Annotated in this window: 21 protein-coding genes and 2 pseudogenes; 16 read left to right on the top strand and 7 right to left on the bottom strand. The window is 50.8% G+C overall.

The features are described 5' to 3' along the window. Positions 1-10: 10 nt before the first annotated feature. The 4 genes from ACMZ66_RS00635 to ACMZ66_RS00620 form a co-directional block, all read right to left on the bottom strand. Positions 11-697: a glutathione S-transferase N-terminal domain-containing protein gene (locus tag ACMZ66_RS00635; RefSeq protein WP_416933264.1), complete on the bottom strand. Its 687-nt coding sequence runs from the start codon at positions 695-697 to the stop codon at positions 11-13. A 19-nt stretch (positions 698-716) separates the two neighbouring features. Then, complete coding sequence (locus ACMZ66_RS00630) at positions 717-2,366, bottom strand: FAD-binding oxidoreductase (protein ID WP_416933262.1); 1,650 nt, start codon at positions 2,364-2,366, stop codon at positions 717-719. A 110-nt stretch (positions 2,367-2,476) separates the two neighbouring features. Further along, entirely contained in the window at positions 2,477-4,156 is a 1,680-nt protein-coding gene (locus ACMZ66_RS00625) for a class I adenylate-forming enzyme family protein (protein WP_416933260.1), read from the bottom strand. Between the two features lie 111 nt (positions 4,157-4,267). Then, positions 4,268-5,350, bottom strand: a complete 1,083-nt coding sequence (locus tag ACMZ66_RS00620; protein WP_416933258.1) for a Zn-dependent alcohol dehydrogenase — start codon at positions 5,348-5,350, stop codon at positions 4,268-4,270. Between the two features lie 221 nt (positions 5,351-5,571). Here ACMZ66_RS00620 and ACMZ66_RS00615 point away from each other — a divergent pair, with 221 nt between their 5' ends. The 12 genes and pseudogenes from ACMZ66_RS00615 (at position 5,572) to ACMZ66_RS00560 (ending at position 19,300) form a co-directional block, all read left to right on the top strand. Then, positions 5,572-6,585, top strand: coding sequence for an AraC family transcriptional regulator ligand-binding domain-containing protein (locus ACMZ66_RS00615; RefSeq protein ID WP_416933256.1), 1,014 nt, complete (start codon positions 5,572-5,574; stop codon positions 6,583-6,585). 66 nt (positions 6,586-6,651) lie between these two features. Then, entirely contained in the window at positions 6,652-8,349 is a 1,698-nt protein-coding gene (locus ACMZ66_RS00610) for a GMC family oxidoreductase (protein ID WP_416933254.1), read from the top strand. Between the two features lie 98 nt (positions 8,350-8,447). Further along, the gene (locus ACMZ66_RS00605) at positions 8,448-10,100 is read left to right on the top strand and encodes a GMC family oxidoreductase (RefSeq protein ID WP_416933252.1); all 1,653 of its coding nucleotides are present in this window, start codon (positions 8,448-8,450) and stop codon (positions 10,098-10,100) included. Then, entirely contained in the window at positions 10,097-10,534 is a 438-nt protein-coding gene (locus ACMZ66_RS00600; RefSeq protein WP_416933250.1) for a hypothetical protein, read from the top strand. Before ACMZ66_RS00605 ends, ACMZ66_RS00600 begins: the two co-directional genes overlap by 4 nt. After that, positions 10,518-11,486, top strand: a complete 969-nt coding sequence (locus ACMZ66_RS00595) for a sterol desaturase family protein (RefSeq protein ID WP_416933248.1) — start codon at positions 10,518-10,520, stop codon at positions 11,484-11,486. Before ACMZ66_RS00600 ends, ACMZ66_RS00595 begins: the two co-directional genes overlap by 17 nt. A 22-nt stretch (positions 11,487-11,508) precedes the next feature. Further along, positions 11,509-11,709 (top strand): hypothetical protein, encoded by a 201-nt coding sequence (locus tag ACMZ66_RS00590; protein WP_416933246.1) that lies wholly within the window; start codon positions 11,509-11,511, stop codon positions 11,707-11,709. A 21-nt stretch (positions 11,710-11,730) separates the two neighbouring features. Continuing rightward, positions 11,731-11,976, top strand: a pseudogene (locus ACMZ66_RS00585) (NAD(P)H-dependent oxidoreductase subunit E); the annotation flags it as partial. Beyond that, positions 11,973-13,448: an NADH-ubiquinone oxidoreductase-F iron-sulfur binding region domain-containing protein gene (locus ACMZ66_RS00580; RefSeq protein WP_416933462.1), complete on the top strand. Its 1,476-nt coding sequence runs from the start codon at positions 11,973-11,975 to the stop codon at positions 13,446-13,448. The pseudogene ACMZ66_RS00585 and the gene ACMZ66_RS00580, both read left to right, overlap by 4 nt. A 2-nt stretch (positions 13,449-13,450) precedes the next feature. Further along, positions 13,451-16,288, top strand: a complete 2,838-nt coding sequence (gene fdhF, locus ACMZ66_RS00575; protein WP_416933460.1) for a formate dehydrogenase subunit alpha — start codon at positions 13,451-13,453, stop codon at positions 16,286-16,288. Further along, positions 16,281-17,153 carry a formate dehydrogenase accessory sulfurtransferase FdhD gene (fdhD, locus tag ACMZ66_RS00570; RefSeq protein ID WP_416933458.1) on the top strand — a complete coding sequence of 291 codons (873 nt, stop codon included), beginning with the start codon at positions 16,281-16,283 and terminating at the stop codon, positions 17,151-17,153. The genes fdhF and fdhD overlap by 8 nt, the downstream gene beginning before the upstream one ends. 25 nt (positions 17,154-17,178) lie before the next feature. Next, entirely contained in the window at positions 17,179-18,342 is a 1,164-nt protein-coding gene (locus ACMZ66_RS00565; protein WP_416933456.1) for an alpha-hydroxy acid oxidase, read from the top strand. A gap of 61 nt (positions 18,343-18,403) precedes the next feature. Then, on the top strand, positions 18,404-19,300 hold the full coding sequence (locus tag ACMZ66_RS00560) for a 3-methyl-2-oxobutanoate hydroxymethyltransferase (protein WP_416933454.1): 897 nt from the start codon (positions 18,404-18,406) through the stop codon (positions 19,298-19,300). 163 nt (positions 19,301-19,463) lie between these two features. On the opposite strand, the gene ACMZ66_RS00555 is transcribed toward ACMZ66_RS00560, so the two are convergent. Both ACMZ66_RS00555 and ACMZ66_RS00550 read right to left on the bottom strand, forming a co-directional pair. After that, positions 19,464-20,336 carry an IS3 family transposase gene (locus ACMZ66_RS00555; RefSeq protein ID WP_416933452.1) on the bottom strand — a complete coding sequence of 291 codons (873 nt, stop codon included), beginning with the start codon at positions 20,334-20,336 and terminating at the stop codon, positions 19,464-19,466. After that, positions 20,333-20,620 (bottom strand): transposase, encoded by a 288-nt coding sequence (locus ACMZ66_RS00550; RefSeq protein ID WP_416933450.1) that lies wholly within the window; start codon positions 20,618-20,620, stop codon positions 20,333-20,335. Before ACMZ66_RS00550 ends, ACMZ66_RS00555 begins: the two co-directional genes overlap by 4 nt. A 61-nt stretch (positions 20,621-20,681) precedes the next feature. Here ACMZ66_RS00550 and ACMZ66_RS00545 point away from each other — a divergent pair. The 4 genes and pseudogenes from ACMZ66_RS00545 to ACMZ66_RS00530 all read left to right on the top strand — a co-directional run. After that, a pseudogene (locus tag ACMZ66_RS00545) lies at positions 20,682-21,692 on the top strand (S-(hydroxymethyl)glutathione dehydrogenase/class III alcohol dehydrogenase); the annotation flags it as partial. A 2-nt stretch (positions 21,693-21,694) separates the two neighbouring features. Then, complete coding sequence (gene fghA, locus ACMZ66_RS00540) at positions 21,695-22,522, top strand: S-formylglutathione hydrolase (protein ID WP_416933448.1); 828 nt, start codon at positions 21,695-21,697, stop codon at positions 22,520-22,522. 96 nt (positions 22,523-22,618) lie between these two features. After that, positions 22,619-23,461, top strand: a complete 843-nt coding sequence (locus ACMZ66_RS00535) for a 3-methyl-2-oxobutanoate hydroxymethyltransferase (RefSeq protein ID WP_416933446.1) — start codon at positions 22,619-22,621, stop codon at positions 23,459-23,461. 147 nt (positions 23,462-23,608) lie between these two features. Beyond that, positions 23,609-23,926, top strand: a complete 318-nt coding sequence (locus ACMZ66_RS00530) for a hypothetical protein (protein WP_416933444.1) — start codon at positions 23,609-23,611, stop codon at positions 23,924-23,926. Positions 23,927-24,572: 646 nt separating this feature from the next. Here the strand turns inward: ACMZ66_RS00530 and ACMZ66_RS00525 are convergent. After that, complete coding sequence (locus tag ACMZ66_RS00525) at positions 24,573-25,406, bottom strand: TauD/TfdA dioxygenase family protein (RefSeq protein ID WP_416933442.1); 834 nt, start codon at positions 25,404-25,406, stop codon at positions 24,573-24,575. Positions 25,407-25,417 lie beyond the last annotated feature (11 nt).

Here is a 25,417-nt window from a genome sequence, read left to right as displayed (position 1 = left end):
GCCCGCTCTATCATTGCTTGCCGCTAGAAAACATGGATTCCCATTCGGGTGTGCCCGGCTGAGCTTTCCACTGCTTGCTCTCAGCGAGAACCGACAAGCCTTCGGATACTGCCGGACGCACCTTGATTACCTGATACCAACGATTAACGTTTGGATATTCAGCTAAGTCTTGACCATGTAGCTTCCTAGTTCGAATCCAGGGAAACGTAGCCACGTCAGCTATCGAGTATTCGCCCGCCAAGTACTCGACCGTCTCAAGTCGCTTATCAAGTACTTGATAAAGACGCGCAGCCTCGTCAGTGTATCGCTGAATTGCATAGTCAATTGGCTCTGGTGCGTATTCCCTGAAGTGATGTGCCTGCCCTAGCATCGGACCCAGTCCACCCATTTGAAACATCAGCCACTGCAGCGTTTCGAGTCGAACGACGGGATCCTGCGACAATAGTTGGCCAGTTTTTTCCGCCAAATAGATGAGGATGGCACCAGACTCAAACATCGCGATAGGCTCGCCACCGGGCCCTTCATGATCAACGATCGCCGGTACTTTATTGTTGGGGCTAATCGCTAGGTACTCCGGTTTGAATTGATCTCCCGCCGTGATGTCTACAGGCACCACATTCCCTAGCAGGCCTACTTCGGCCAACATAATGGACGCTTTGTATCCATTGGGTGTTGGCCAGAAGTAGAGATCAATCACGGCAGGAGACCTTTTCTAGCTAGCCAACGATCTTGAAGTGCGCGGGTCGATCCAACAGCAAACCGGGATTCATGATCCAGTTAGGATCTACCTCATTTTTAGCTGCTGCCATCATATTCCGAACAATCGGATCAACTTCCTTATCAAACCAAGGTCGGAAGCTCCTGCCTACAGCATGGTGGTGAGTAATGGTTGCACCAAGCTCTGAGATAGCATCTGAAGCCACATCTGAAAGCGCTTGATAGTCTTCCAAGCTTCGATCAAGTGTGGAGGGTGCTACTACAGAATAGTAAGGGGCAGGACCATCAGGATACAAGAATGAGAATCGTCGACATACTACACCGCCACCCGTGATGTCCTTCTGAGCTTGCCGCATGCGCTTAAGGATTTCAGTATCGACTGCCTCAAACTTATCCCAGGTGTATGCAGTTTCAAACGTGAAGCTAACAATCCCCATCGCTGCACGGGTATGCATAAGACGAGGCAGATATCGGAACTGATCTCGCCAGTTACCTTGAGCACCACTACGGCTTGATTCCAGTGCGTTATCTTTGGATCCAGCCTTTGATTGCACTTTACCGCCATGGTCCTGACAGATTTCAACTGCTCGCTCTAACCATGCATCCACGGAGTGGTCAGCTGATTCGAAGCCAAGCATCAGCATGGAATGTTTACCATCACCTGCGCCATAGAATCGCGCATCTTGTTCGTCAAGGTATCGGCAGTTGGCTGGGTACAAACCAGCTTGCGTGATTTGACGAATAGCCTCAGCACCACCATAGAAAGTATCGAACGCGATGGACGCGTTTGCTCTAAACGCAACCCGTCCTTGCAGCTTCATCCAGGCCTCAGTGATGATACCCAATGTGCCTTCTGAACCAATGAAATAACGATCAGGGTCAGGACCGGCACCCGAGCCTGGCAAGCGACGGTTTTGCACCGTGCCTGACGGTGTGACAACACGTAGAGTTTCGACCATGTCATCAATGTGTGTGAGATTGGTCGCGTAGTGACCCGAAGATCGAGTAGCAATCCACCCACCCAACGATGAAAATTCCCACGACTGAGGAATGTGTCGGAGAGTCAAGCCATGTGGCTTGAGCTGGTCCTCTAATGAGGGGCCGAGCGTGCCTGCTTGAATTAACGCCGTGCGAGAAACAGGATCGACTTCTAAAACCTTGTTCATATTCCCAAGGTCAATACAAACAGATCCTGCGTACTCTCCATCCTCAGGCGGGCTGAAGCCATCGGTCACACTCGATCCGCCGCCGAATGGGATGGCGGCGTAGTTATTCTCACCACACCAGTCAAACAGCGACGAAATTTCGTTTTCATCTGCAGGATAAGCCACCACATCAGGGGGATTTTCAAAGTCCCGATTGTAGATTCGTGTCATGTCCTTAAAGCTCTTGCCATAGGTGTGCATGACACGATCCCACTTATCGCCTGTTACAAAGTACGACAGAGAATCTGGAATCTTAATCCTCGACTTTGGCAGTTCGAGTTCATCGATTGTGGGGTCAGACAATACTTCAGGGGTTTCGATACCCAGTCTTTCGCCCACACGTTCGGCCATCTTCTTGACCTCGGCAGGTGTAATCTCTTCTCCTTCATAGCCCCAGCTGTAAAACTTTCTGGGCTTTCCGTAATAACCTCTCTGTTCTGGCATCTTTATCCCCTGTTGTTAGGCGTTAACGAATTCTTACGCTGAGCTGCAACCTTTCACAGGGCGACTCAGAGCAATTCTTGACATTTTCGATCAGCAACGAGCCTCACCTCTTAAGCTTCTATGCCAAGCTCATCGAGATGCGCTTGACGAAGTACCCGTTTGTCTATTTTTCCCGAAGCAATTCGAGGCAAAGCATCCGTTGTGGTTTTGACATAGTGTGGGATCTTGAACTTTGCTAAACGTGCTTCTAAGAACTCGCGAAGCGCGCTTTCTTCCAACACACTTTTCGAAAAGATAGTCGCGCCGACGTTCTCACCGAGGCGTTCATCGGGTACTCCGTACACGCTTACTTCGACGACGTCAGGATGATCGAGTAAAGCATCTTCTACTTCACCGCAGCCGATGTTTTCACCACCACGGATGATTAACTGCTTGATGCGATCCACGATGAATAGATATCCATCTTCATCAATGTAGGCCACATCGCCCGTTCTAAACCAATCACCCATGAAAGAGTCTTCATTCGCGTCTGGTCGATTCCAATAGCCATGAATGACAGATGTGCCACGGACCAACAGTTCGCCGCGCTCGTTTGCTGGGAGAAAATTGTCCTCCGTATCTACCACGGCAATTTCCAACATAACCGAAACGCGCCCAGAACTTTGGGGGTGTTCCAGATAGTCTTCCGCATAAATACCGGTACCGATTGAATTTGTTTCGGTCATACCCCATCCGGTGGTCGGCGTGGCGTTTTTAAACTGCTTATCGATACCTTCGACCTGAGACGTGGCCCTTGGCGCACCGCCGCCGCCTACGGATCTTAAACTCGCCAAATCCCGCCCTAGCTCACGCGCCTTATCCGTGAGGTCTCCTGTCATCGCAGGTGTCGCTACAACGACGGTCACCTGTTCTTTTTCGATCACATCACAAGCTACTTCAGGGTCCCATTTGTACATGCATAGAACTCGTCGCTGCGTTCGGTAGGAAGACAGCAACACAGCCAACAAGCCATTTACGTGAAATAGGGGCATCCCAAGAAGCGTTCCTTGGTTTTTGACCGGTGCACCCGGCTGTACGCCCGCACGTTTTTTTGCCGCAGCTATCGCTGCATAGTCTGTTTCCCACGAAAGGAGCGCCGCAATAATGTTCCGGTGTGTTGAGACAGACCCTTTTGGATAACCTGTCGATCCAGACGTAAACAATATGACGGCATCATCATCTGAGGCGATGCTTGCTTCAGGCATTGATTCGTTCCCGTTTAGCAAGTCAGTAATCGGCACAACACCGGGGTAGTCGTTTTGACATCGAACAGAAATGATTGGCAGAGAAACCGAAGGAGAAATCCGCTGAATACGCTCGATTCTCTCCTCGTCGGCAAGAACCAAAGAGATGCCGGTATGCTCCAAAGCGTACTTAATCTCGTCCGCTTCCCACCACGCATTGATGGCTACAGCGATAGCGCCAAGAGACGTGATAGCAGTAAAGGCAAGAGACCACTCAGGATAATTCCGCATCGCTATGGCGACCCTGTCTCCAGGCTTCACATCAAAGTCAGCTTTAAGACGATGCGCTAGACTCGAAGCCCTTTGATAGGCCTCTGTGAACGTATATCGCTCATCTTCGTATACAAGGAATTCACCGTCGGTTAGGTTTTGTTCGTAAAGCTCTCGCAAGGTTTGTGGTCCATTCACAAACCACTTTCTTGGCTTGCCGTGCACCATGACCTCTTGAACTTCCCAAGGCCGTCCTTCCGCGGTGACTATGGCTATTGCTTCATCCCGGTCAATCACGTCCAACCCTCCCTAATTTCCAAAAGTACATTGGTAACAGTCGGAGGGGAGACGCGAACAGGACATATTCGCTGAATAGTTGACCTATACGTTCACAGTAACTTTGCTTTCTTAATCGAACATGATGACTTGCCGTGCCTCTTCACCGGTCTTCATCGCCTCAAAAGCCTCGTTAACATCTTCTAGCTTTATGTGCCGGGAAATCATGTCGTCCAGGTGGAGCTTTCCATTTAAATAAAACTCTACAAAGCGAGGCATATCAATTCGAAACCGATTAGATCCCATCATGCAGCCCTGCAGCTTCCGTTCCCACAATAGGTCGGGACCATCTAGCTCGAGTTTGGAACCAACAGGGAGCATTCCGGTTATCGTTGCGGTTCCTCCCATACGCAGCATCTTGAACGCTTGCGCTGCGGTTACAGGTAGTCCAATGGCTTCAAAACTATAGTCAACGCCACCTTTTGTAAGCTCAATGACTTCCTTCACCGCGTCGCTGGAGCTGGCGTTGATCGTGTGTGTCGCACCCACCTTTCGCGCCATATCCAGTTTATTGTCCAAACGGTCGATCGCAATAATCATCCCTGCTCCGGCAATTGCAGCACCATTAACAGCAGCCAAGCCAACGCCCCCACACCCGATAACCGCTACGGTTGAACCCGGTTCAACACCAGCGGTATGGAAAACTGCACCCATGCCTGTCGTTGTAGAGCAACCAATAAGCGCAGCACGATCCATCGGCATGTCTTCTCGCACCTTTACCAGCGCGTGCTCATGCACGAGCATTAATTCTGCAAAGGACGATAGATTCAAATATTGATTAATTGGCTTATCACCTTGAAATAGCCGAGGCGCTTCGTCCGCCTCCCTCGCAACTTCAGGACTCTGGCACAAAGAAAGGTGCCCGGTTAAACAGTGATTGCAATGTCCGCAAAAAGCAGACAGACAGGTAATTACGTGATCGCCCTTTTTTACGTACGAAACATCTGAACCCACCTCTTCCACCACACCCGCACTCTCATGACCAAGGATCGTTGGCAGAGGAAAGGGCCAGGATCCGTCGAGAAAGTGTAAATCCGTATGACAAACCCCAGCAGCCACCGGACGAACAAGAACTTCCCTAGGTCCAGGTTTTGATATCTCAACATCTTCGATTTCAATTGGAGTGTTGTGCTCTCTTAGTACGGCCGCTTTCACGATGTCTCTCCGATAGTTTCTTAAGACGCGACAGCCTCTGCCTCCGAGGAGGATCCGTACATGATTAATTCAGCTTATTGTTGACATTTTCGTTCACATTCCTTCCCATCTGCTGAATACTGGTAAGCATTGCGCTAGTTCAGAAATCAGACTGAAAGTATGCGAACCCTTAAAAACGATTGAACGGAAATTGCTCGGGTAACCAAATATGTAGAACGCTTATGCTTGATAAGAACGCTAAACGGGATGCAGCAGCCCTACGAATACTGTTAGACGTCGCCAAAGACCAACGCATCAGCCCTGAGTCCATTCTTGTTGACACGGAACTCAACGAGGACAATGTCTACTCGCATCAGGCCGAAATTGAGGTCTGGCAAGAGTTGCGAGCTATCGAAAACCTTCGTGAAATCGATGCACCTCTATCTCTCGCCCTCCAATCAGCCAGTCGATTACATATCACCACGCTCGGAACTTTGGGCTATGCCATGCTCTCAAGTTTCGATATTCGCTCAGCGCTCGAGATAGCAGCTAAGTTTCACTCGATTTCTCTTTGGCTTTGCGATGTAACAACCGGAGCTCGGGGTAACGTCGTTGAGTTTTTTGTTCTACCCCACACCCTTCCCGAATCATGTCGAGATTTTTGTTCGATTCGCGGCGTCGCCTCACTCAAAGTCTGGGTGTCCGAGTTATTAGGGCGAAACATCGCCCCCTTGTCAGTCCAGCTTCGAACTCCCAAGCCCCAAGACTCAGATCTCTACGATTCATTCTTCGACACTAAGATTGAGTACGGTGCCGAGGTATACAAAATATCATTCGAGCGACCTCTGTTTAGAGAGCCACTAAAGCTGGCGGACCCATGGAATCGTCAACGATCGGAGGAAGAACTGAAGGCAATAAAATCACGAAGGGAGGCGACATTTGCAAATCAGGTGCGTGAGCTAATTCTGATTGATCCAAAAAAGAACCAATCTGAAGACACTGTAGCTCGATCACTCAAGATATCCGGTAGCACTTTGCGCCGACGGCTCAAGGAGGAAGGCACGACATTTCGCGAAGTACGGGCCGAAACGCTACATTCATTGGCACGCGTTATGTTGATCGGTTCTCCAAGGAACATCGACGAAATAGCTGACCAGCTAGGCTATTCAGAGGCGGCAAGCTTTGTACGCTCATTCCGCCGAATTGAAGGCATGGCACCGGGTGCATGGCGGAAAGCCGAACGAGAGCAACACTAAACACCGAAAGATTCTGAACGAAAATGTCAATCATTGACTTGGCATGTCATGTCATTGGAGCAACCCATGCCAAAAAATAGGGTCAATTTGGGTAATTGGGCCTTGGGATCGATGGCAACAGACAACTCTACCAAATCCGCAGAACATAACTTCGACTATGTAATTGTCGGGGGTGGTTCGGCAGGCTGTACTATAGCCAGTCGTCTCTCCGAGTCGGGACAATACAATGTTTGCTTGTTGGAGGCTGGCGGCACACACAAATCGCCACTTGTGACAATCCCTTTTAATCTCGCAGTTACTGTTTCCCGAGGCGTTAAGAACTGGAATTTCGAAACGACCCCACAAGTTGGATTAAACGGCAGGAAAGGATTTCAACCTCGAGGAAAAGCCCTTGGTGGATCGTCTTCAATTAACGCAATGATCTACATTCGCGGCGTCAAAGAAGACTATGACAGCTGGGCTGCATTAGGAAACAATGGGTGGTCCTATGACGAGGTTCTACCCTACTTCAAAAAAGCCGAAGACCACGTTGCCGGAGAAACCGACATACACGGAGTTGGTGGTCCGCTCACGGTTTCTCCTGTACGCAGTCCCAACCCTCTTAACGATGTTTTTATTCGAGCTGCGGAAGAGGCTCAGATTCCTCTAAACACTGACTTCAACACTGGATCCCAAGAAGGCGCCGGTTACTATGAGCTCACTCAACGCAACGGTGAGCGATGTTCCGCGGCACGCGCGTACTTAGACCCAGCCGAAGGAAGGAAGAACCTTACTGTGTTACAAAACGCCTACGTTGAACGCGTCATTTTGGAAGGCAAGAAAGCGACAGGCGTGCAGGCCTCCATAGGAAACAAATCGCAGCGTATAAACGCCGCTCGAGAAGTCATTGTTTGCGCTGGCGCGCTTCAAAGCCCTCAGGTTCTTCTACTTTCAGGTATTGGTGCTCCGGATAAGTTAACCCCGCACGGTATTTCCGTCGCTCACAATCTCCCCGGTGTCGGTGAAAATCTGCACGATCACCCGGACTACGCTCTTCTTTACAAAACAAGTTCATCAGACGCCATTGGTGCGAATACCCGATCCGGATTGAAAATCATGTGGGATTCAATCCAGTACAAACTCAGAAGGCGTGGCATGTTGACCACAAACTTCAATGAGTCTGGGGCCTTCTTCTATACCGATCGATCTGAGCCCTCTCCGGATATTCAGCTTCACTTCGCGATCTCCATCGTTGATAGCCACGGTAGAAAAATTCATCGCTACCACGGCTATACCTGCCATGTATGCGTCTTGCGTCCTAAGAGTCGAGGCAATCTGACGTTAACGAACTCTGATCCACAAACACATCCTCAGATCGATCCCGCTATCCTCGCCCATGACGATGACATGGAGACAATGCTCAAGGGAGTGATGAAAGCGCAGCAAATCATGGAAGGCCCCGCCTTTGATTCGATCCGTGGAGAGCCCTTATATGGCTCAGGATTGAAGGATCGCGATGAGCTTATTGAAGATATCCGCAATCGAGCGGACACAATCTACCATCCAGTTGGTACCTGTAAGATGGGACAAGACGACATGGCGGTTGTCGACGAGCAGCTTAAGGTTAAAGGTCTAGATGGTCTCCGAGTCGCAGATGCATCGATCATGCCTATCGTCATCTCAGGTAATACAAACGCCCCTTCCATCATGATTGGAGAAAAATGCGCTGCGATGATCTTGGAAGAAGCCCGCGCCGGACAAAATCCGCTCAGCCTCGCTAGTTAGTGATATCGCATCTCTCATCCGCGCTCCGAAGGGGTTTGAGCGAATATGTCAATTATTGGGCATAGCGATCATACAAATCACGCTACGGCTGCCAAACAATGGCCAATCCTGGGGAAATTGGCTGTGATGCAATGGCGGAAACGACACCTTCGAATGCGCTGAGTTTCGACTACGTTGTTGTCGGGGGTGGCTCAGCTGGATGTACGATCGCGAGCCGCCTATCAGAATCAGGTGAGCACACTGTGTGTTTGCTTGAAGCAGGTGATTCTCACACGTCTCCCCTCATCACTGTTCCTTTCAATGTTGCGCTAACGATTTCTCGTGGCTTTAAAAACTGGAATTTCGAGACCACCCCACAGAAAGGCCTTAATGGCCGGCAGGGCTTTCAACCAAGGGGTAAGGCACTTGGAGGCTCTTCCTCGATCAATGGAATGATCTACATCAGAGGTGTGCCTGAAGACTACGACGCTTGGGCTGATTTAGGAAATACGGGCTGGGCGTGGAAAGATGTGTTTCCCTACTTCAAAAAGTCTGAAGACCATGTCGCCGGAGAGACCGAGGACCACGGAGTTGGCGGTCCACTCACCGTCTCACCAGTGAGGAGCCCAAACCCTCTAAACGACATCTTTATTCGAGCAGCCGAAGAAGCACAGATACCCCGTAATGACGATTTCAACTCGGGGTCTCAGGAGGGTGTCGGCTATTACGAACTGACGCAGAGAAATGGCGAACGATGCACAGCCGCACACGCCTATCTCGATCCCGCATTGGGTCGCAAAAACCTGACCGTCATACAAGAAGCCTACGTTGAGAAAGTAACCATCGCAGGCAAACGTGCGACCGGCATTCAAGCACTGATCAAAGGTCAACGGAAAGCGATTCGAGCCAACCGTGAAGTCATCGTATCTGCGGGTGCCTTACAAAGCCCGCAAGTGTTACTACTCTCTGGCATCGGTTCACCCGACAAACTAACCCCGCACGGTATCGAGGTTCGACACGAGCTGGCCGGCGTCGGCGAGAATCTGCATGACCACCCGGACTACACGCTCTTATACAAGAGTACTTCTCATCATGCGATCGGAGCGAATACCAGATCGGGCATCAAGATCATGTGGGACACGTTGCAGTACCGATTGCGCAGACGAGGGATGCTCACAACAAACTTCAATGAGTCTGGTGCTTTCTTTTACACCGACAGATCAGAACCTTCGCCTGACGTACAACTACACTTTGCCCTATCAATCGTGGATAGCCATGGCAGAAAAATTCATCGCTATCCAGGGTATACCTGTCACGTCTGTGTACTTCGGCCAAAAAGCCGAGGCAATTTGACGCTCACGGACTCCAATCCACTCACTGCACCACAAATCGATCCGGCCATACTGGCAGACGATCGTGACATGGAAGTGATGCTGAACGGCGTTTTGAAAGCACAACAGATCATGGAAGGCCCAGCATTTGAAAAGGTGCTAGCAGAACCGCTTTACGAATCAGGTTCGCACGATCTCGATGTTCTGCGCGAAGACATTCGTAATCGCGCGGACACCATCTATCACCCTGTAGGCACATGCAAGATGGGACAGGATGACATGGCAGTTGTCGATGAACGCTTGAAAGTCCATGGCCTTGAAGGACTAAGGGTCGCAGACGCCTCCATCATGCCGATGGTCATTTCCGGCAATACGAATGCACCCTCAATCATGATCGGTGAGAAGTGTGCCGCAATGATCCTTGAGGATCTCGCCCAGTGAGTCTCGAAATCGTTTTGCAGTGGGCGGGACCAATCGGAATTCTTGCCATCGTAGGCGCGGTCGGGCTTGCCGGTTGGTGGCGCCCCGAGACCATCCCGAATTGGTCGTTTGCCGCAGAACGATTCATCACCGATTTTCCAGAGCACGAGTCTGTGTTCGGAACCGTCTCCACAGATGGTCGTGTTGCGTTACTAGAGCTAAAGAAAGACAAAGCCAAATCAATGGGCTTTGTCGTTGTCACAGGAGATAAGTGGGCAACGCGCCTGCTTCAACCTGACATCAGCCACATCACGCGCTGTGAAACGGGACTGAAGCTCACAATGGATGACTTCACTATGCCAACTGTGAAGATCAAGCTAGAACGCGATATTGCAGATCGGTGGTATGCAGCATTCAACCAACTAGAGGTGACATCCAATGGATCAGCTGCCTGAACTCGCACCAACCCACCTAGCCGTTCCCGTCTTCATCGCCGTAATGCTACTCGAACTTGTTATTGGCCGAGTCTACGGCAATGCAAAATTCGAAATACGCGACACAGGGCTTAATCTCTTCACAAGCTTTGTCGCTGGTACTGAGCGTGTACTTTCAGGAGTCTTATATGCCTTTGTTCTAATGTACTTTTATCAGTATCGGGTATTCGATTTTGAATTTAGCTGGCTGCTCGTGGCGATCGTGTTTGTTGCTGATGATTTGATTTACTACATCAAACACCGTATCGAGCATACCGTGCGATGGGCGTGGGCAAGCCATGTCGTCCATCACTCAAGCCAACATTTCAATACGTCAGTTGCGCTACGCCAGACTTGGACATATGCGTTGACAGGCTTGATCTTGCTATATGTACCACTTGTTTTAATCGGCGTTCATCCTGCGCTGTTAGGGTTTTGTGCCGGAGTTAATCTCGTCTATCAGTTTTTTCTTCACACCGAAACAATCAAGCGATTGCCCCGCTGGTACGAAGCCATCATGAACACACCTAGCCACCATCGAGTTCATCATGCCACCAATCCCAAGTACCTTGATGCAAACTATGCGGGTACATTCATCATTTGGGACAAGCTCTTCGGCACATTCGTTCCGGAAGATGATAACGAACCTTGTCGATATGGCATTGTTAAAAACCTACACACATTCAATGTGGTTCGCGTTGCCTTTCATGAATGGGCAAGTATCGCAAAAGACGTAGTCAGACCGGGTCTTTCATTGCGACAGCGGTTGAACTATATGTTCAAACCACCGGGCTGGAGTCATGATGGTTCGAGAGAAACCAGCAAGATGATCAAAGCAAGGCATGTTCGCCTTAACCCTACCTCCGCTGGGGGACCGGGGCTGCCGGATGTCTCGGACGTTCAAACCGAGCCTAAGCTGGCCACTGCATCGTAGATGTAAACTAGGGGATAAGCAGATGAGCACGCTGATCGAATCCGATGAAGACGTTTCTGCGAATGACCTTGCGCTGATCTATCAGGATACGATCGGCGGTCCTATCCGTGCTCTACGAGCCATCGTTGCTCAATTTGGGTTCATCAACGACAACCACATCTCTAACGTGGCGAACGTATTTAACCTTAGCCGCGCAGAGGTGCGCGGCATCGTCAGTTTCTAAGCAGACCTACGCACAAGTCCGCCAGCCAAACACATAGTCCGTATCTGTCAGGGCGAAGCTTGCCAATCCGTCGGAAGTCGTGGCTTAACGGCCGATTTTATGGCGAAAAGCCAGGCGCTCAACCAATCAAAAGGCCCCGACTATGTCGAACACGAACCTGTGGTCTGCCTCGGACTGTGTCCTCGGGGTCCGGTCGCCATGATTAACGACGAACTGGTGGCACATTGCTCAGACGCGAATTCTATCCTCGAAAGGCTTGAGCAATGACGGAAGTATCTCGCGCCTACGTTTCTATGGATTCAATCGCAATTGCCTTGGGTGCGAATGACATCGTAGATGCACTCGAAGCTCGAGACGTCGAGGTTGTACGCACTGGTTCACGCGGATTGTCTTGGGCCGAACCATGCATAGAAATCGAAACCCTGCTCGGTGAGCGATTGTTATATGCAAACGTGACCACAGAGGCGATAAATACCGGTGATTCAGCATTTGCGGGACTTGAACCTTTGGATCTCGTGGATCAACTCATCGGGGATCAGACTCGACTCGTATTCTCCAACAGCGGACTAATTGACCCACTGTCCCTAGATCAATATCGCTCGCAAGGCGGATTCCAACCTACTCGCTTCTCACCACAGGACATCATCAAAGAAATCGAGCTATCTGGCCTGCGTGGGCGCGGTGGTGCAGGTTTTCCAGCACACATCAAATGGTCCACCGTCGCTAACACTCCAGGGGATCAGAAGTGGATTGTATGCAACGCCGACGAAGGCGACTCTGGCACCTTCGCTGACAGGATGCTAATGGAAGGTGACCCATACCGTCTGATAGAAGGGATGATCATTGCCGGTCAGGCGACCGGCGCAAGCCGTGGCGTAATCTATTTACGCTCAGAATACCCAGTCGCTGCTGCCGTGCTAGAGCGCGCCTTAGACAACGCGCGGGCGAATTCGGTAATTGGTCACAATACGCCGTTCGACATCGATCTCTTTATTGGTGCAGGTGCATACATCTGTGGTGAAGAGTCTTCTTTACTGGAAAGCCTTGAAGGAAAGCGCGGCGAAGTTCGCGCAAAACCTCCCATTCCTGCGATCGCGGGGCTCTACGGACAACCCACGCTTGTTCACAACGTCATTACGTTGGCCTCTGTCCCTTGGATCGTTCAGCATGGGGGCGAAGCTTATGCCGAGTTTGGCGTGGGCCCATCAACCGGCACGATGCCTTTCCAAATCAGTGGGAATGTCGCTCGTGGTGGCTTGTTTGAATTTCCATTTGGCATAACGATCCGTGACCTTATCGATCGTGTCGGTGGCACCCAGTCGGGTCGGCCGGTAAAGACCGTACAGATCGGCGGACCGCTCGGGGCGTACTTGTCTCCCGACGAGTTCGATACGCCGCTCACCTACGAAGCGATTGCGCAGCTTGGTGCTGGTGTGGGGCATGGTGGCATTGTCCTTTTTGATGACACTGTCAATTTGGCGGAACAAGCACGATACGCCTTCGAGTTTTGTACCGAGGAGTCTTGCGGCAAATGCACACCTTGTCGAGTTGGTGCCGTTAGGGGCGAGGAGCTCATGCGCGAAACGATGCAAGGATCTGGGGATCTTGACCTGTTGTCCGAACTCTGCGACCTCATGGAACACGCAAGCCTATGCCAGATGGGCGGCATGACGCCTATCCCGGTTCGTAGCGCCCTCAGCAGATTCCCTGATGATTTCCAACCCATTGAGGTGACGTAACTATGCGATTGAAAGAAATGGATCACGGCACGCCGCCTTCAACCGCAACGCAAAACGTTCGCGCATTGATCAATGGCCAGTCCGTGGAGGTGCCAGAAGGCACTTCCATTATGCGCGCCGCATCAGAAGCAGGCGTCTCCATCCCAAAATTATGTGCCACCGATAGCTTAAATGCGTTCGGATCTTGTCGCTTATGTTTGGTCGAGATTGAAGGTCGCCGGGGTTTCACCGCGTCTTGCACGCAACCGCTCGAAGAAGGAATGTCGGTGCGTACTGAGTCGCAAGGGATCGCCAAACTCCGCAAGGGGGTCATGGAACTGTATATCTCCGATCACCCTTTGGATTGCCTGACTTGCGCAGACAACGGTGATTGTGAATTGCAGGATATGGCAGGCGTCGTGGGTTTACGGGATGTTCGCTATCACGATCCTTCTAACCATCTAGATGCACCCAAAGATGAATCAAACCCCTATTTCACCTTTGATCCCTCAAAATGCATTGTCTGTTCTCGGTGTGTTCGCGCATGCGAGGAAGTACAAGGCACTTTCGCACTGACGGTTGAAGGACGCGGCTTCGACTCTAAAATCTCGACCGGCGGGCAAGACTTTTTCTCATCAGAGTGCGTCTCTTGCGGCGCCTGCGTTCAAGCCTGCCCGACCGCTACGTTGATGGAGAAATCCGTCATCGATCATGGCGTCCCTGATCGGACCGTTGTGACAACCTGTGCCTATTGCGGCGTCGGGTGCTCATTCAAAGCGGAACTCAAAGGCGATGAAGTCATACGCATGGTGCCTTACAAGGACGGTGACGCAAATCACGGTCACTCCTGCGTAAAAGGGAGATTCGCATGGGGATACGCCAACCACGCCGAACGCATCACCAAGCCCATGATTCGTGACGACATTGCAGATCCATGGCGCCAGGTGGAATGGGACGAAGCCATCGCTTTCGCTGCCAACCGAATGAAAGCTATTCAACAAGAGCACGGCCGGTTCTCGATCGGAGGTATTACTTCCTCTCGATGCACGAACGAAGAAGTCTGGGTCGTACAAAAACTAGTTCGTACCGCCTTTGGTAACAACAACGTGGACACGTGTGCGAGGGTTTGCCACTCGCCAACGGGCTACGGGTTGAAACAGACATTCGGTACATCGGCCGGTACACAACACTTTGATTCTGTCGCAGACGCTGATCTTGTAATGGTCATCGGCGCGAATCCAACGGAAGCACACCCCGTATTTGCATCGCAAATGAAACGCCGACTGCGAGAAGGGGCAAGACTGATCGTCGTTGACCCCAGAACCATCGATCTCGTTAGGTCACCGCATATCCAAGCGGATTATCATCTGCCCCTTAAGCCAGGTACGAATGTTCAGCTCATGAATGCGTTCGCTCATGTGGTGGTAACTGAATCGTTAATGGACAAGGATTTCGTAGAAGGCCGCTGCGACCTCGAATCATTTAAAGACTGGGAGTCTTTCGCTAAGCGACCTGAGCATGCGCCAGAATCAATTGCAGACGACATTGGTGTCGACGCTAGAAGTATTCGAGCAGCAGCAAGGCTCTATGCCAGTGCATCCAATGCTGCCATTTACTATGGTCTTGGTGTCACTGAACACAGCCAAGGTTCGACCATGGTCATGGCGATGGCGAATCTAGCCATGGCGACTGGAAACATTGGCCGGTCGGGTGTCGGCGTTAACCCGCTCCGCGGTCAAAACAATGTGCAAGGCTCTTGCGACATGGGTTCTTTTCCGCATGAGTTGGCTGGCTATCGACCCGTCAGCGACGAATCCACTCGCGCTACGTTTTCAAACCATTGGAACGTGAAACTACACGATAAACCGGGATTCAGAATCCCTAATATGTTGGACGAAGCCTGTGCCGGTAACTTTCGAGGTATCTACATTCAGGGCGAAGATATCGCTCAATCTGATCCAAACACAAAACACGTTGAGTCCGCACTGCGGGCAATGGATTGCGTGATCGTCCAAGACCTCTTCCTAAACGAAACGGCAAAGTTCGCACATGTGTTCCTCCCAGGCACCTCGTTTCTAGAAAAGGACGGCACCTTTGTTAATGCCGAACGTCGAATAAATCGAGTCCGACCGGTAATGCAGCCACAAACAGGCCTGTCTGAATGGGAAGTTACACAGTCGCTCGCCAATGCAATGGGCTACCCCATGCGCTACGAAAGTTCGGCCGAGATACTCGAGGAAATCGCGAGCCTTACACCCACGTTCGGTGGCGTCTCTTTCGAGTTCTTGGACGAAATCGGGAGCGTGCAATGGCCCTGCAATGATGACTCACCTGCAGGAACTCCAATCATGCACGTCGATGAATTTGTTCGCGGTAAGGGCCTATTCGTCTTGACCGATTACCAACCCACCGAGGAACGAGCAAACCGAAAGTTCCCGCTCCTTTTGACGACAGGAAGGATCTTGAGCCAATACAACGTCGGCGCTCAAACTCGCAGAACCGACAACCTTGCGTGGCTGGCAGAAGACGTACTAGAGATTCACCCCTCTGATGCTGAGCTACGTGGGATTCGAACTGGCGATTGGACCAGTATTAGCAGCCGAGTGGGCGAAATTTCACTGAAAGCAAAGATCAGTGAAAGGGTCGCTCCGGGTGTGGTCTATACAACATTCCATCACCCAGAAACTGGCACGAACGTCATTACCACTGAGCTCTCTGATTGGGCAACCAACTGTCCTGAGTACAAAGTTACCGCCGTCCAAGTTCAACCGGCCAATCACTTGTCTGAGTGGCAGAAGGATCACCAAAGCGCGCACACACAGCAATGGGATCTACTCCCAGTGACAGAAAAGCATGACTGACGAACGCGAAATTCCAATTCGTGAGGCGGACAGTGGCGTCACACGAGTATCGATAGAGAAAATCTCATCAGCCGGATCTATCAGCGAGCAGGATCAAGTCTGCGTTGAAGAGCCGTTAGAGATAAGAGTGAGTTTCGGAGATGAGGGAGAAGAACTAACACTCTCAATCACGATGCGCACCCCAGGAGACGACCTAGATCTAGCTGTTGGATTCCTGCACGGTGAGGGCATTGTCCACGGACGAGAAGACGTCACTACAGTCGAACACTGTGGACCACCCAGCCCCGACAAAGGGTTCAAAAATGTCGTGAAAGTCAGCCTTGGTCCAAATGCTTCACTCAATCCTGATTTACTGGATCGCCACTTCTACACCACGTCGAGCTGTGGTGTCTGCGGCAAAACATCACTCGATGCCGTAAACATCAAGATTCCGGAGCAAAGCCAAAGCAACTTTCAGATCTCGGCTCAAGCGTTACACAAACTTCCATCAGAGGTGCGCCTTTTGCAGTCAGCTTTCCTCCAAACAGGCGGTTGTCACGCTGCTGCCCTGTTTGAGCAGAACGGACAGGTCAAGCTGGTCCGTGAGGACGTCGGGCGCCATAACGCTGTCGATAAGGTCGTGGGTGCTAACGTTAGGTCGAGTCTCTCCGTACTAAATAGCTCAGGGCTTTTCCTAAGTGGCAGGGCAAGCTTTGAGCTCATTCAGAAAGCTGCTCTGGCTAGAATTCCACTTGTTTGTGCCGTCGGCCCTCCTTCCAACCTAGCAATAGAACTGGCTGAACAAGAACAAATCACACTCGTAGGATTCCTCGGCGAATCCAGACTCAATGTCTACTGCCATCCTGAACGGGTGACATCTGCATGAAATTCTGAACAAGTACCTGCCAACAATGACTCGACTCAGCCAATGCCATAACTTTCATGATTTTCGCTCTCTAGCCAAGTCCCGACTGCCCTCACCTATCTTCCACTATATTGATGGCGCAGCAGACGACGAAGTCTCATACCAAAGAAACACAAAGTCGTTCGAGGAATGCGATCTCATACCTAACGTTCTGGCCGGTGTTGAAGACGTCGACCTTTCGGTCGAAGTCATGGGGCAAAAGTTAGACCTACCCATCTATTGTGCACCGACAGCACTACAGCGGCTCTTTCACCATGAAGGCGAGCGCGCCGTCGCAAAAGCTGCGGCTCGCTATGGGACGATGTTTGGCGTTTCATCGCTTGCGACTGTCACCGTTGAAGAGATCGCTGCCATTACGAACACTCCAAAGATGTTCCAGTTTTACTTTCACAAAGATCGCGGCCTCAACGATGCCCTTCTGGAGAGGGCGAAAGCGGCAAAATTTGATGTACTCGCGCTGACCGTCGACACCATTACCGGCGGCAATCGCGAACGAGATCTAAGAACCGGATTTACCTCACCACCCAGACTCAGCATGTCGTCCTTATTGAGTTTTGCGACTCATCCAAGCTGGGCATGGAATTTCTTCACAAAGGAAAAGTTCGACATGCCACACCTATCTGGACATGTCAGCGAAGGCACAAATCTCGCGGTGTCAGTAGGCGACTACTTCTCGAGCATGCTCGACCAATCTATGAATTGGAACGATGCAGAAAAGTTGTGCGCGCAATGGGGCGGGCAGTTTGCGCTTAAAGGAGTCATGAGTGTTGAAGATGCCAAACGCGCCGTCGACATCGGTTGCACCGGCATCATGGTATCCAATCACGGCGGTCGTCAGTTGGACGGCAGCCGAAGCCCGTTCGATCAACTCGCTGAGATCGTGGATGCCGTCGGTGATCAGATCGACGTTATCTGCGAGGGCGGAATTCAAAGAGGGACGCACGTTCTTAAGGCGCTATCGGTAGGTGCAAAAGCGTGTTCGGGTGGTCGTATGTATCTCTATGCCTTGGCGGGAGCAGGTCAAGCTGGGGTCGAGCGGGCGCTCGGAAATCTGCGCACCGAACTAGAGCGCGACATGAAGCTGATGGGTGTCACAGAACTCAGTCAACTGAATCGCGACAACATACGGTTCCGTAATCGAGGCGGTTAACAAACAAAGATCAACAGATAAAAGAGAAGTTGAGGCCAACTATCGCTTGAGGGGAGACAAGATGACAGACCACACCACGGGAGACGGCATTATCCCACCTAGAGATGCTGCAGACAGGGGGTTAAAAAGGATCGTAACGGGCGGCGGTGCATTTGACACTCGGAACTACACGGTCAAAGACCTCAGAGATCTGAAGGGAAAAAGGAAGCTGACTGAAACCCTTCCTTTCACACCTGAAGAAGCTCGAGCCGCAGAACAAGCAGGTATCGATACCATGAAGGTTCGGTTTGATCCTAAAAAGCCAGAGAGTGCCATAGAAATCCGCCGGGCGGCGCCTAACACGTTCATGTCTTTTTCTGTCGCACTGACTGCTGCAGCAAATGAAACGGAAGCTGTTCGGCTCGGTTATGACGCCATGAACATCGGTGCCGACGGCATCATGTGCCAATGGAGCCCTCCCTTAATCAGAGCTGCGACAGACGCTGGCATTCCTGTGGAAGGGCACGCTGGGATGGTGCCTCGCAGGAGTACCTGGACGGGTGGTCTTAGAGCTGTCGGCAAGACCATAGATGAAGCCCTTTGGGTTTATGAACAGATCAAGATAATCGAAGAAGCTGGCGCTTGGGCCGTTGAAGTAGAACTCATTCCAGAACAACTTCTCGAAGAAATTTCTAAACGAACATCGCTCGTTACATCATCAATTGGTGCTGGTAGTGGCGGAGACATTCAGTTTCTATTCGCGGACGATATCTTGGGAAACCATGCCCCACCCTATCCGCGTCACTCAAAGCAATATCGCGACCTACATGCTATGCAGATCGCCATGCAGGAAGAACGGGTGGGCGCGTTCAAAGACTACATCGAAGATGTCACAAGTGGGTCGTTTCCCACGCCAAAGCATGTGATTAGCTCACCCGATGGGCTGATCGATGAGTTCGTCTCAAAAATTGAGACCTAACTAAACCCGTGAACAAAAACTGTTACGTCATCAAGGAGACAACATGATCGATACCCGCGCTGCTGTCGCGTTTAAAGCTGGAGAGCCCCTTAGCATTGAAACCGTTCAACTTGAAGGTCCCAGAGCGGGAGAAGTGGTCGTCGAGGTTTGGTTTGGCCCCGGTTTAGTGAACAGTTTCGTTTAGAGTCATTTGCTCATATTTGAGTGGACTCATCCTGCCTGCCGACCCATGGGGCCGACGTCGATTGTAGAAGCGTTCGATGTAATCGAACACATCCATTCTTGCTTCAGCTCGGGTGCGGTATCGGCGGCGATACACCCGTTCCCGCTTTAGAAGCCCGAACCAACTCTCCATAGCTGCATTGTCGTAACAGTTGCCTGTGCCACTCATCGAACATTCAATGCCATGGTCATCCAACAAAGAACGGAAGTCATCACTGGCATATTGGCTGCCACGGTCAGAGTGATGCATGAGATCACTCCCAGGCTTCCTTTGCCAGATCGCCATCATCATGGCACTGATCACGAGGTCCCGGTTCAGCCTCTCACTCATCGACCAGCCGACGATGGCTTTCGAGTACAGATCCATCACTGCGGCCAGATAAAGCCAGCCCTCGCCGGTACGGATATACGTGATGTCGGCGACCCAGCGCTGATTGGGCTTTTCAGCAGTGAACTCCCGATCCAGCTGGTTGGGAGCGACGCGGAAGCCATGATTCGACTGCGTGGTGACTCGATAGCGCTTCTTTGGACAACCCTTCAAGCCCAGCTCCTGCATAAGCCTGGCGATCCTCCTGCGGCCAATGTGGAAGCCCAAATCCAGGAAGCCGTCTCTTACCTTGCGGCTGCCATAGACACCATCAGACTCCTCGTAGATCTCGACGACCTTTTTCTTGTACCGCCGATCATCCATCGAGCGTTGGCTGGGCGGTCGGCGCAGCCAGGCATAGAAGCCGCCGGGTTTGACATGGAGTAGGCGGCACATCATGGCTACAGGCAATTCATCGCGGTGATCCGCTATGCACTGATACTTCACTTCGTTTCCTTGGCGAAGTATGCCGCCGCGCTTTTTAAAAAATCCCGTTCCTTTTTGACCTGAGCGAGTTCCCGACGCAGACGCATTAGCTCTTCATCCCGGGCAACACCCTGGCCAACAAATGCTTTGTTGCCATGTCGAGTGTTTTCCCGTTTCCAGCGGCTCAGAATATTGGGCCTGATGCCCAGATCGCGAGCCACCCCGGCAACTGTTTGGCCGGGTTGGCTCGCTAGCTCAACCGCTTCCCGTTTGAACTCAGGCGAGTACTTTCTTCTCGTTCCCATAAACACCTCCCACGCCATTATGGCGCTTAACTAAGGTGTTCACTATTCCGGGGCCAAACCAGTTAAAGCAACCGGGATTTGCCATACGGATGCATTCACTCTTTCCGGGGATGACCCCGAAGGTGTCTTTCCAGCAATCCTTGGTCATGAAGGCGCAGGCGTTGTCGTCGAAGTCGGCGAGGGGGTACACAGTCTCAAGGCGGGAGATCATGTCATCCCACTCTATACACCCGAATGCCGACAATGTGAGTACTGCGTCAGTGGAAAAACAAACCTGTGCCAAGCGATTAGGGTTACCCAAGGACAAGGGCTAATGCCGGATGGTAGTAGCCGTTTCTCCTTAGCGGGCGAACCCATCTATCACTACATGGGCACATCCACGTTCTCGAACTTCACCGTAGTACCTGAAATCGCTCTAGCAAAGATCCGTGAGGACGCACCTTTTGACAAGGTCTGCTACATCGGTTGTGGCGTCACCACGGGGATCGGCGCAGTAATTAACACAGCGAAGGTTGAGCCAGGTGCGAACTGCGTCGTGTTCGGCTTAGGTGGGATTGGTCTAAATGTCATTCAGGGCCTTCGTCTTGTGGGAGCGAACCGCATAATCGGCGTTGACCTCAACGAATCTAAGCGTAGCTTAGCTGAATCGTTTGGAATGACTGACTTCGTTAATCCTAGCGAGCTTGACGATGACTTGATTCCATACCTTGTTGAGTTAACCAATGGAGGAGCCGATTACTCCTTTGAATGCGTCGGTAACGTCGAATTGATGAGACAAGCTTTGGAGTGTTGTCACAAAGGATGGGGCGAGAGCATCATCATTGGGGTTGCAGGTGCCGGACAAGAAATCTCAACTCGGCCGTTTCAGCTTGTCACTGGGCGTGTTTGGCGCGGAACAGCATTTGGGGGCGCTAAGGGCAGAACACAAGTCCCTCAAATCGTGGATTGGTATATGGATGGAAAAATAAACATCGATGATCTCATTACACACAAACTTTCTCTTGAAGATATCAACAAAGGCTTCGACCTAATGCACTCAGGTGAAAGTATCCGGGCTGTTGTTGAGTACTGATCATGGAATTAGTAGAAGAACACCATTGTTTTGATGGGAAACAAGCCACCTACACCCATGATAGTCATGAAACTGGGACAGTGATGCGATTCTCTCTTTTTCTCCCTCCAAGAGAGTCACCACCATTACTGGTTTATCTGGCGGGATTAACGTGCACAGAGGAAACGGCAACAATAAAACTTGGAGCACAGCGCAGAGCATCCGAATTAGGGCTTGCTCTTCTTATGCCTGACACGAGCCCGCGCGGGTTAGATCTACCTGACGAGCACGACGATTGGGACTTTGGCAGTGGCGCTGGATTCTACATCGATGCTATGCAACCGCCATGGTCGAATCACTACAGAATGCAAAGCTACGTTGTACGTGAGTTGCTCCCTGCCGTCTCAACCAAATTTGCCATAGAAAACGATTTAGTCGGCATCTGGGGCCACAGTATGGGTGGCCATGGCGCACTGACGCTCGCTCTAAAGTACCCTGAAGTTTTCAAGAGCGTTTCCGCATTCGCCCCTATTTGTTCACCAACCAATTGCCCTTGGGGTCAAAAGGCATTCAGCCGATATCTTGGAACCGACCAAACGGTTTGGGCGAACCACGACGCTGTTGAGCTGATTAAGAAGGGTTATAAGTGTCCACCTATGCTAATTGACCAAGGAGAGGCTGACCCTTTCCTTACCGAGCAACTCGGACTGGACCTATTGCAGAAGGCTGTTGAGACAACTGGTCAATCTGCAACGATTAGGCTTCACCCAAGTTACGACCACGGTTACTTTTTTATCCAGAGCTTTGTCGATGATCATCTTGACCACCATGCTCGATACTTGATCAAGTAGTGGACTCTTGGCTGCATTATGAATCAACAGAATGCCAGAAGGGGAAATTCTGAGCGTTTGAAATTACAACAAAAATGAAATAACTGAGGGGAGACCATGCCAAAACTGACCATCAAGGAACTTAGGGAACTCAAAGGTAAGCGGAAGATTGCCATGTGCAGTTCATTCGACTTTTTCAATGCAAGAGCGTGCGAGGCCGCTGGCATGGATGCAGTTGGTACTGCAGGTTCATTCGTAAACTACTTTGTTCGCGGAAGGCCTGCTGCTAACGATGACACCATGGAAGATGCGCTCATGGCACTCGAAGGCGTGCGTAATGGTGCTCCAAACACATTTATCTTCATGTTGCCGCCCTTTGCTGACGAGTTTAATGGGATCGATCAGAGCTTGAAAATGGGCGCAACTTTGCTCGGGGCAGGTGCCGACGCCATACGAATTCAGGGCGCGACGGACACTAAGTTAAAGAAAATGACAGCCATGACCGACGAAGGCATACCGGTAGGAGGTCACTTAGGCTTGATGCCCAGGTTTACAACTTGGATAGGCGGATTTAAATGCCAAGGGAAAAAAGCTGCAGACGCGATCCAAATCTTCAAAGATGCAAAGCGAGTAGAAGAGGCTGGTGCCAATTGGATAGAGCTAGAATGTGTACCGTACAAAGTCGCCGCAGAAATCACAAAGCGGGTAGGGATACCAATTATTGGTATAGGGAGCGGACCAGACTGCGACGGTGAAGTCCAAGTCCATCTCGACACGCTAGGTCTCCAGACCTTTCATATTCCAAAACACTCAAAGGTGTACATGGAATTCCATAAACAATCGGTTGAGCACTTAACGACCTACAAAAATGAAGTACTGAATGGTGAGTTCCCAACGAACAAGTATGGATTCACTATCAAGGATGAGGAGTACGAAAAGTTCTTAGATGGGATTGAGTGAGATCTAGTGTTCAATATGAGCCATACACAATCACGCCGCATCAGTTGGATTTGAAGCTAATTACGCCGTTGTTAGCAGTGAGGTAAATCGCACAATATGGGAAGCCCTGACGAACTTGAGCTAATAGCGCTCTACATAGGAAACTGTATGACAGCTTTTAGCGTCTACCTTTCCGTCACGTTCGCATACCTAACCGCTTCATATTTCACAGGCAACAAAATGAATTTGTTCCAAGCGGCTACGCTTACCGGTCTATACATATTTGCGGCGCTGAGTTGCGTGGGTACGCTTGCGGTCAATCTTCTCATCTTGTCAGAATTAGAATCTGCAGTTTCAAATACAGCCCAATTGCACTTGATCATCAACGCAGATGCTTGGAACGCCTACATGTGTAGCGTTATGACTATTGGAATTGTCGTCAGTGTGTATTTCTTAGTGAACGTTCGCGGCAAGCTTTCCACATAATTCGTGAATCTTCACTCAGAGGGTCAGCAGCAAATGAGGCAGACCTCTCAACTCTGCTAAGAGTAGGCTGGAGTTTGGACGACAAGTAGCGCGAGCATCAGCAAAAAAGCTGGTGCGAGAATATGGTGCACTGCTTCTTTTCGGACACTGACGCCTAGAATGCACACCATGATGCCAAAAAGGGCTCCAAACTGAGCTTCGCCTAGCGTCCCCCAGGGCGTCTGACCAATAACCCAGTCAAAAACAAAGGCGTTCACGCCGAACGCCATTAAGAGGGAAAAGTACGCTTTCCTCACCTCATGAAAGTGTTCACGAAAAGACTGCACCTCTTCTGGCAAAGGGGTCGTTAACAACCTTGCCATGATCGTGGTGATTGCTGGGTTTATCATGGCGTAAAAAAGAATGGGGCCCGTCCATTCTATTGGCTGAACTCGCCAGAGGTACGTCCAAACATAAACTATTAGCGTAAACGTCGAGACGAGCCAAATGTAGTGTGGGAAATACCTTCTACCCACGGACATGGAAGGTATCAACGATCTTAGGATATCCGTAGTCGCAAAAGCGAAAATCAAGGAGATTGCTATAGAAACGTATTCAAAGTATGTCATCGCAGGGTGGCAGAGCGGTTGTAGTGAATTTTTTTAGATCAGTTGATGGTGATCCTATGTAGCTCCCGACGATAACCCTCGTACCCACCACTCGCTCTATGAAGAACACTTCGGTTATCCCACATTAACAAGTTGTGGTTTTCCCATCTGTGTGTAAACACAAATTCTTCTCTGTCTTGCCAGGCGAGTAATTGATCGAGTAGAGGTTTCGACTCCTCGTCGGTAAATCCTACAAAGCCGACAATATATCGATAGGAAGTGCCGAAGATACCGAGTTTGCCAGATTCAGGGTGCGGCCTGATCAACGGATGAGTTTGCCTTGCATATGCGGTGTCCGACGGACGGATGTCCATACTGCCTCTTCGCTTCTCGTCCCCGTATGTACCATCTGGCGCATAACCAAGTGCAGCTGAGTGAATGGCTACCTTGTCTTCAAGCTGCGACCTTAAGTCGGAAGGCATTCGTTCTAGGGCTAGATGATTGTTTACGAAAAGTGTATCCCCGCCTACTGGTGGGATATCAATCCCGTAGAGAAAGGTGGCTGCGGGAGGCTCAGGTTGGTAACTCCAATCTGAATGCCAGATCTCGCCAAAGATAGGCTGAGTCTCATCCGCTTCTCGCCGAATTGCTGCGATATGTTCACGGCCTTCAATTGGTCCGAAGAAACCATCATCCCCGTACTCACCGAAATAGAGCGCTACTCGCTCGAGTTGGTCGTCATCCAGCACCTGATCTCTGAACGACAATACATGGTGTTCCAGCCATGCTGCACGAATCTGAGCCACTTCGTCTGTCGAAAGAGGCGCAGCTAAATCGACACCAGTGACCTCAGCCCCGCAAGATTCACCACTTGGAACAACTGAGATCGTCATACGGCGTAACT

The organism is Thalassospira sp., from assembly GCF_048059015.1.
In the GTDB taxonomy this organism is placed as follows: domain Bacteria; phylum Pseudomonadota; class Alphaproteobacteria; order Rhodospirillales; family Thalassospiraceae; genus Thalassospira.
This window is presented reverse-complemented; position numbering and strand designations above follow the sequence as displayed.

Bases quoted from the DNA above. Each gene is read 5' to 3' on its own strand.
- ACMZ66_RS00525 (WP_416933442.1), bottom strand. From the start codon at position 25,406: ATGACGATCTCAGTTGTTCCAAGTGGTGAATCTTGCGGGGCTGAGGTC.
- fdhD (WP_416933458.1), top strand. From the start codon at position 16,281: ATGACTGACGAACGCGAAATTCCAATTCGTGAGGCGGACAGTGGCGTC.
- ACMZ66_RS00590 (WP_416933246.1), top strand. From the start codon at position 11,509: ATGAGCACGCTGATCGAATCCGATGAAGACGTTTCTGCGAATGACCTT.
- ACMZ66_RS00630 (WP_416933262.1), bottom strand. From the start codon at position 2,366: ATGCCAGAACAGAGAGGTTATTACGGAAAGCCCAGAAAGTTTTACAGC.
- fdhF (WP_416933460.1), top strand. From the start codon at position 13,451: ATGCGATTGAAAGAAATGGATCACGGCACGCCGCCTTCAACCGCAACG.
- ACMZ66_RS00595 (WP_416933248.1), top strand. From the start codon at position 10,518: ATGGATCAGCTGCCTGAACTCGCACCAACCCACCTAGCCGTTCCCGTC.
- ACMZ66_RS00535 (WP_416933446.1), top strand. From the start codon at position 22,619: ATGCCAAAACTGACCATCAAGGAACTTAGGGAACTCAAAGGTAAGCGG.
- ACMZ66_RS00615 (WP_416933256.1), top strand. From the start codon at position 5,572: ATGCTTGATAAGAACGCTAAACGGGATGCAGCAGCCCTACGAATACTG.
- fghA (WP_416933448.1), top strand. From the start codon at position 21,695: ATGGAATTAGTAGAAGAACACCATTGTTTTGATGGGAAACAAGCCACC.
- ACMZ66_RS00560 (WP_416933454.1), top strand. From the start codon at position 18,404: ATGACAGACCACACCACGGGAGACGGCATTATCCCACCTAGAGATGCT.
- ACMZ66_RS00580 (WP_416933462.1), top strand. From the start codon at position 11,973: ATGACGGAAGTATCTCGCGCCTACGTTTCTATGGATTCAATCGCAATT.
- ACMZ66_RS00550 (WP_416933450.1), bottom strand. From the start codon at position 20,620: ATGGGAACGAGAAGAAAGTACTCGCCTGAGTTCAAACGGGAAGCGGTT.
- ACMZ66_RS00565 (WP_416933456.1), top strand. From the start codon at position 17,179: ATGACTCGACTCAGCCAATGCCATAACTTTCATGATTTTCGCTCTCTA.
- ACMZ66_RS00610 (WP_416933254.1), top strand. From the start codon at position 6,652: ATGCCAAAAAATAGGGTCAATTTGGGTAATTGGGCCTTGGGATCGATG.
- ACMZ66_RS00605 (WP_416933252.1), top strand. From the start codon at position 8,448: ATGGCCAATCCTGGGGAAATTGGCTGTGATGCAATGGCGGAAACGACA.
- ACMZ66_RS00530 (WP_416933444.1), top strand. From the start codon at position 23,609: ATGACAGCTTTTAGCGTCTACCTTTCCGTCACGTTCGCATACCTAACC.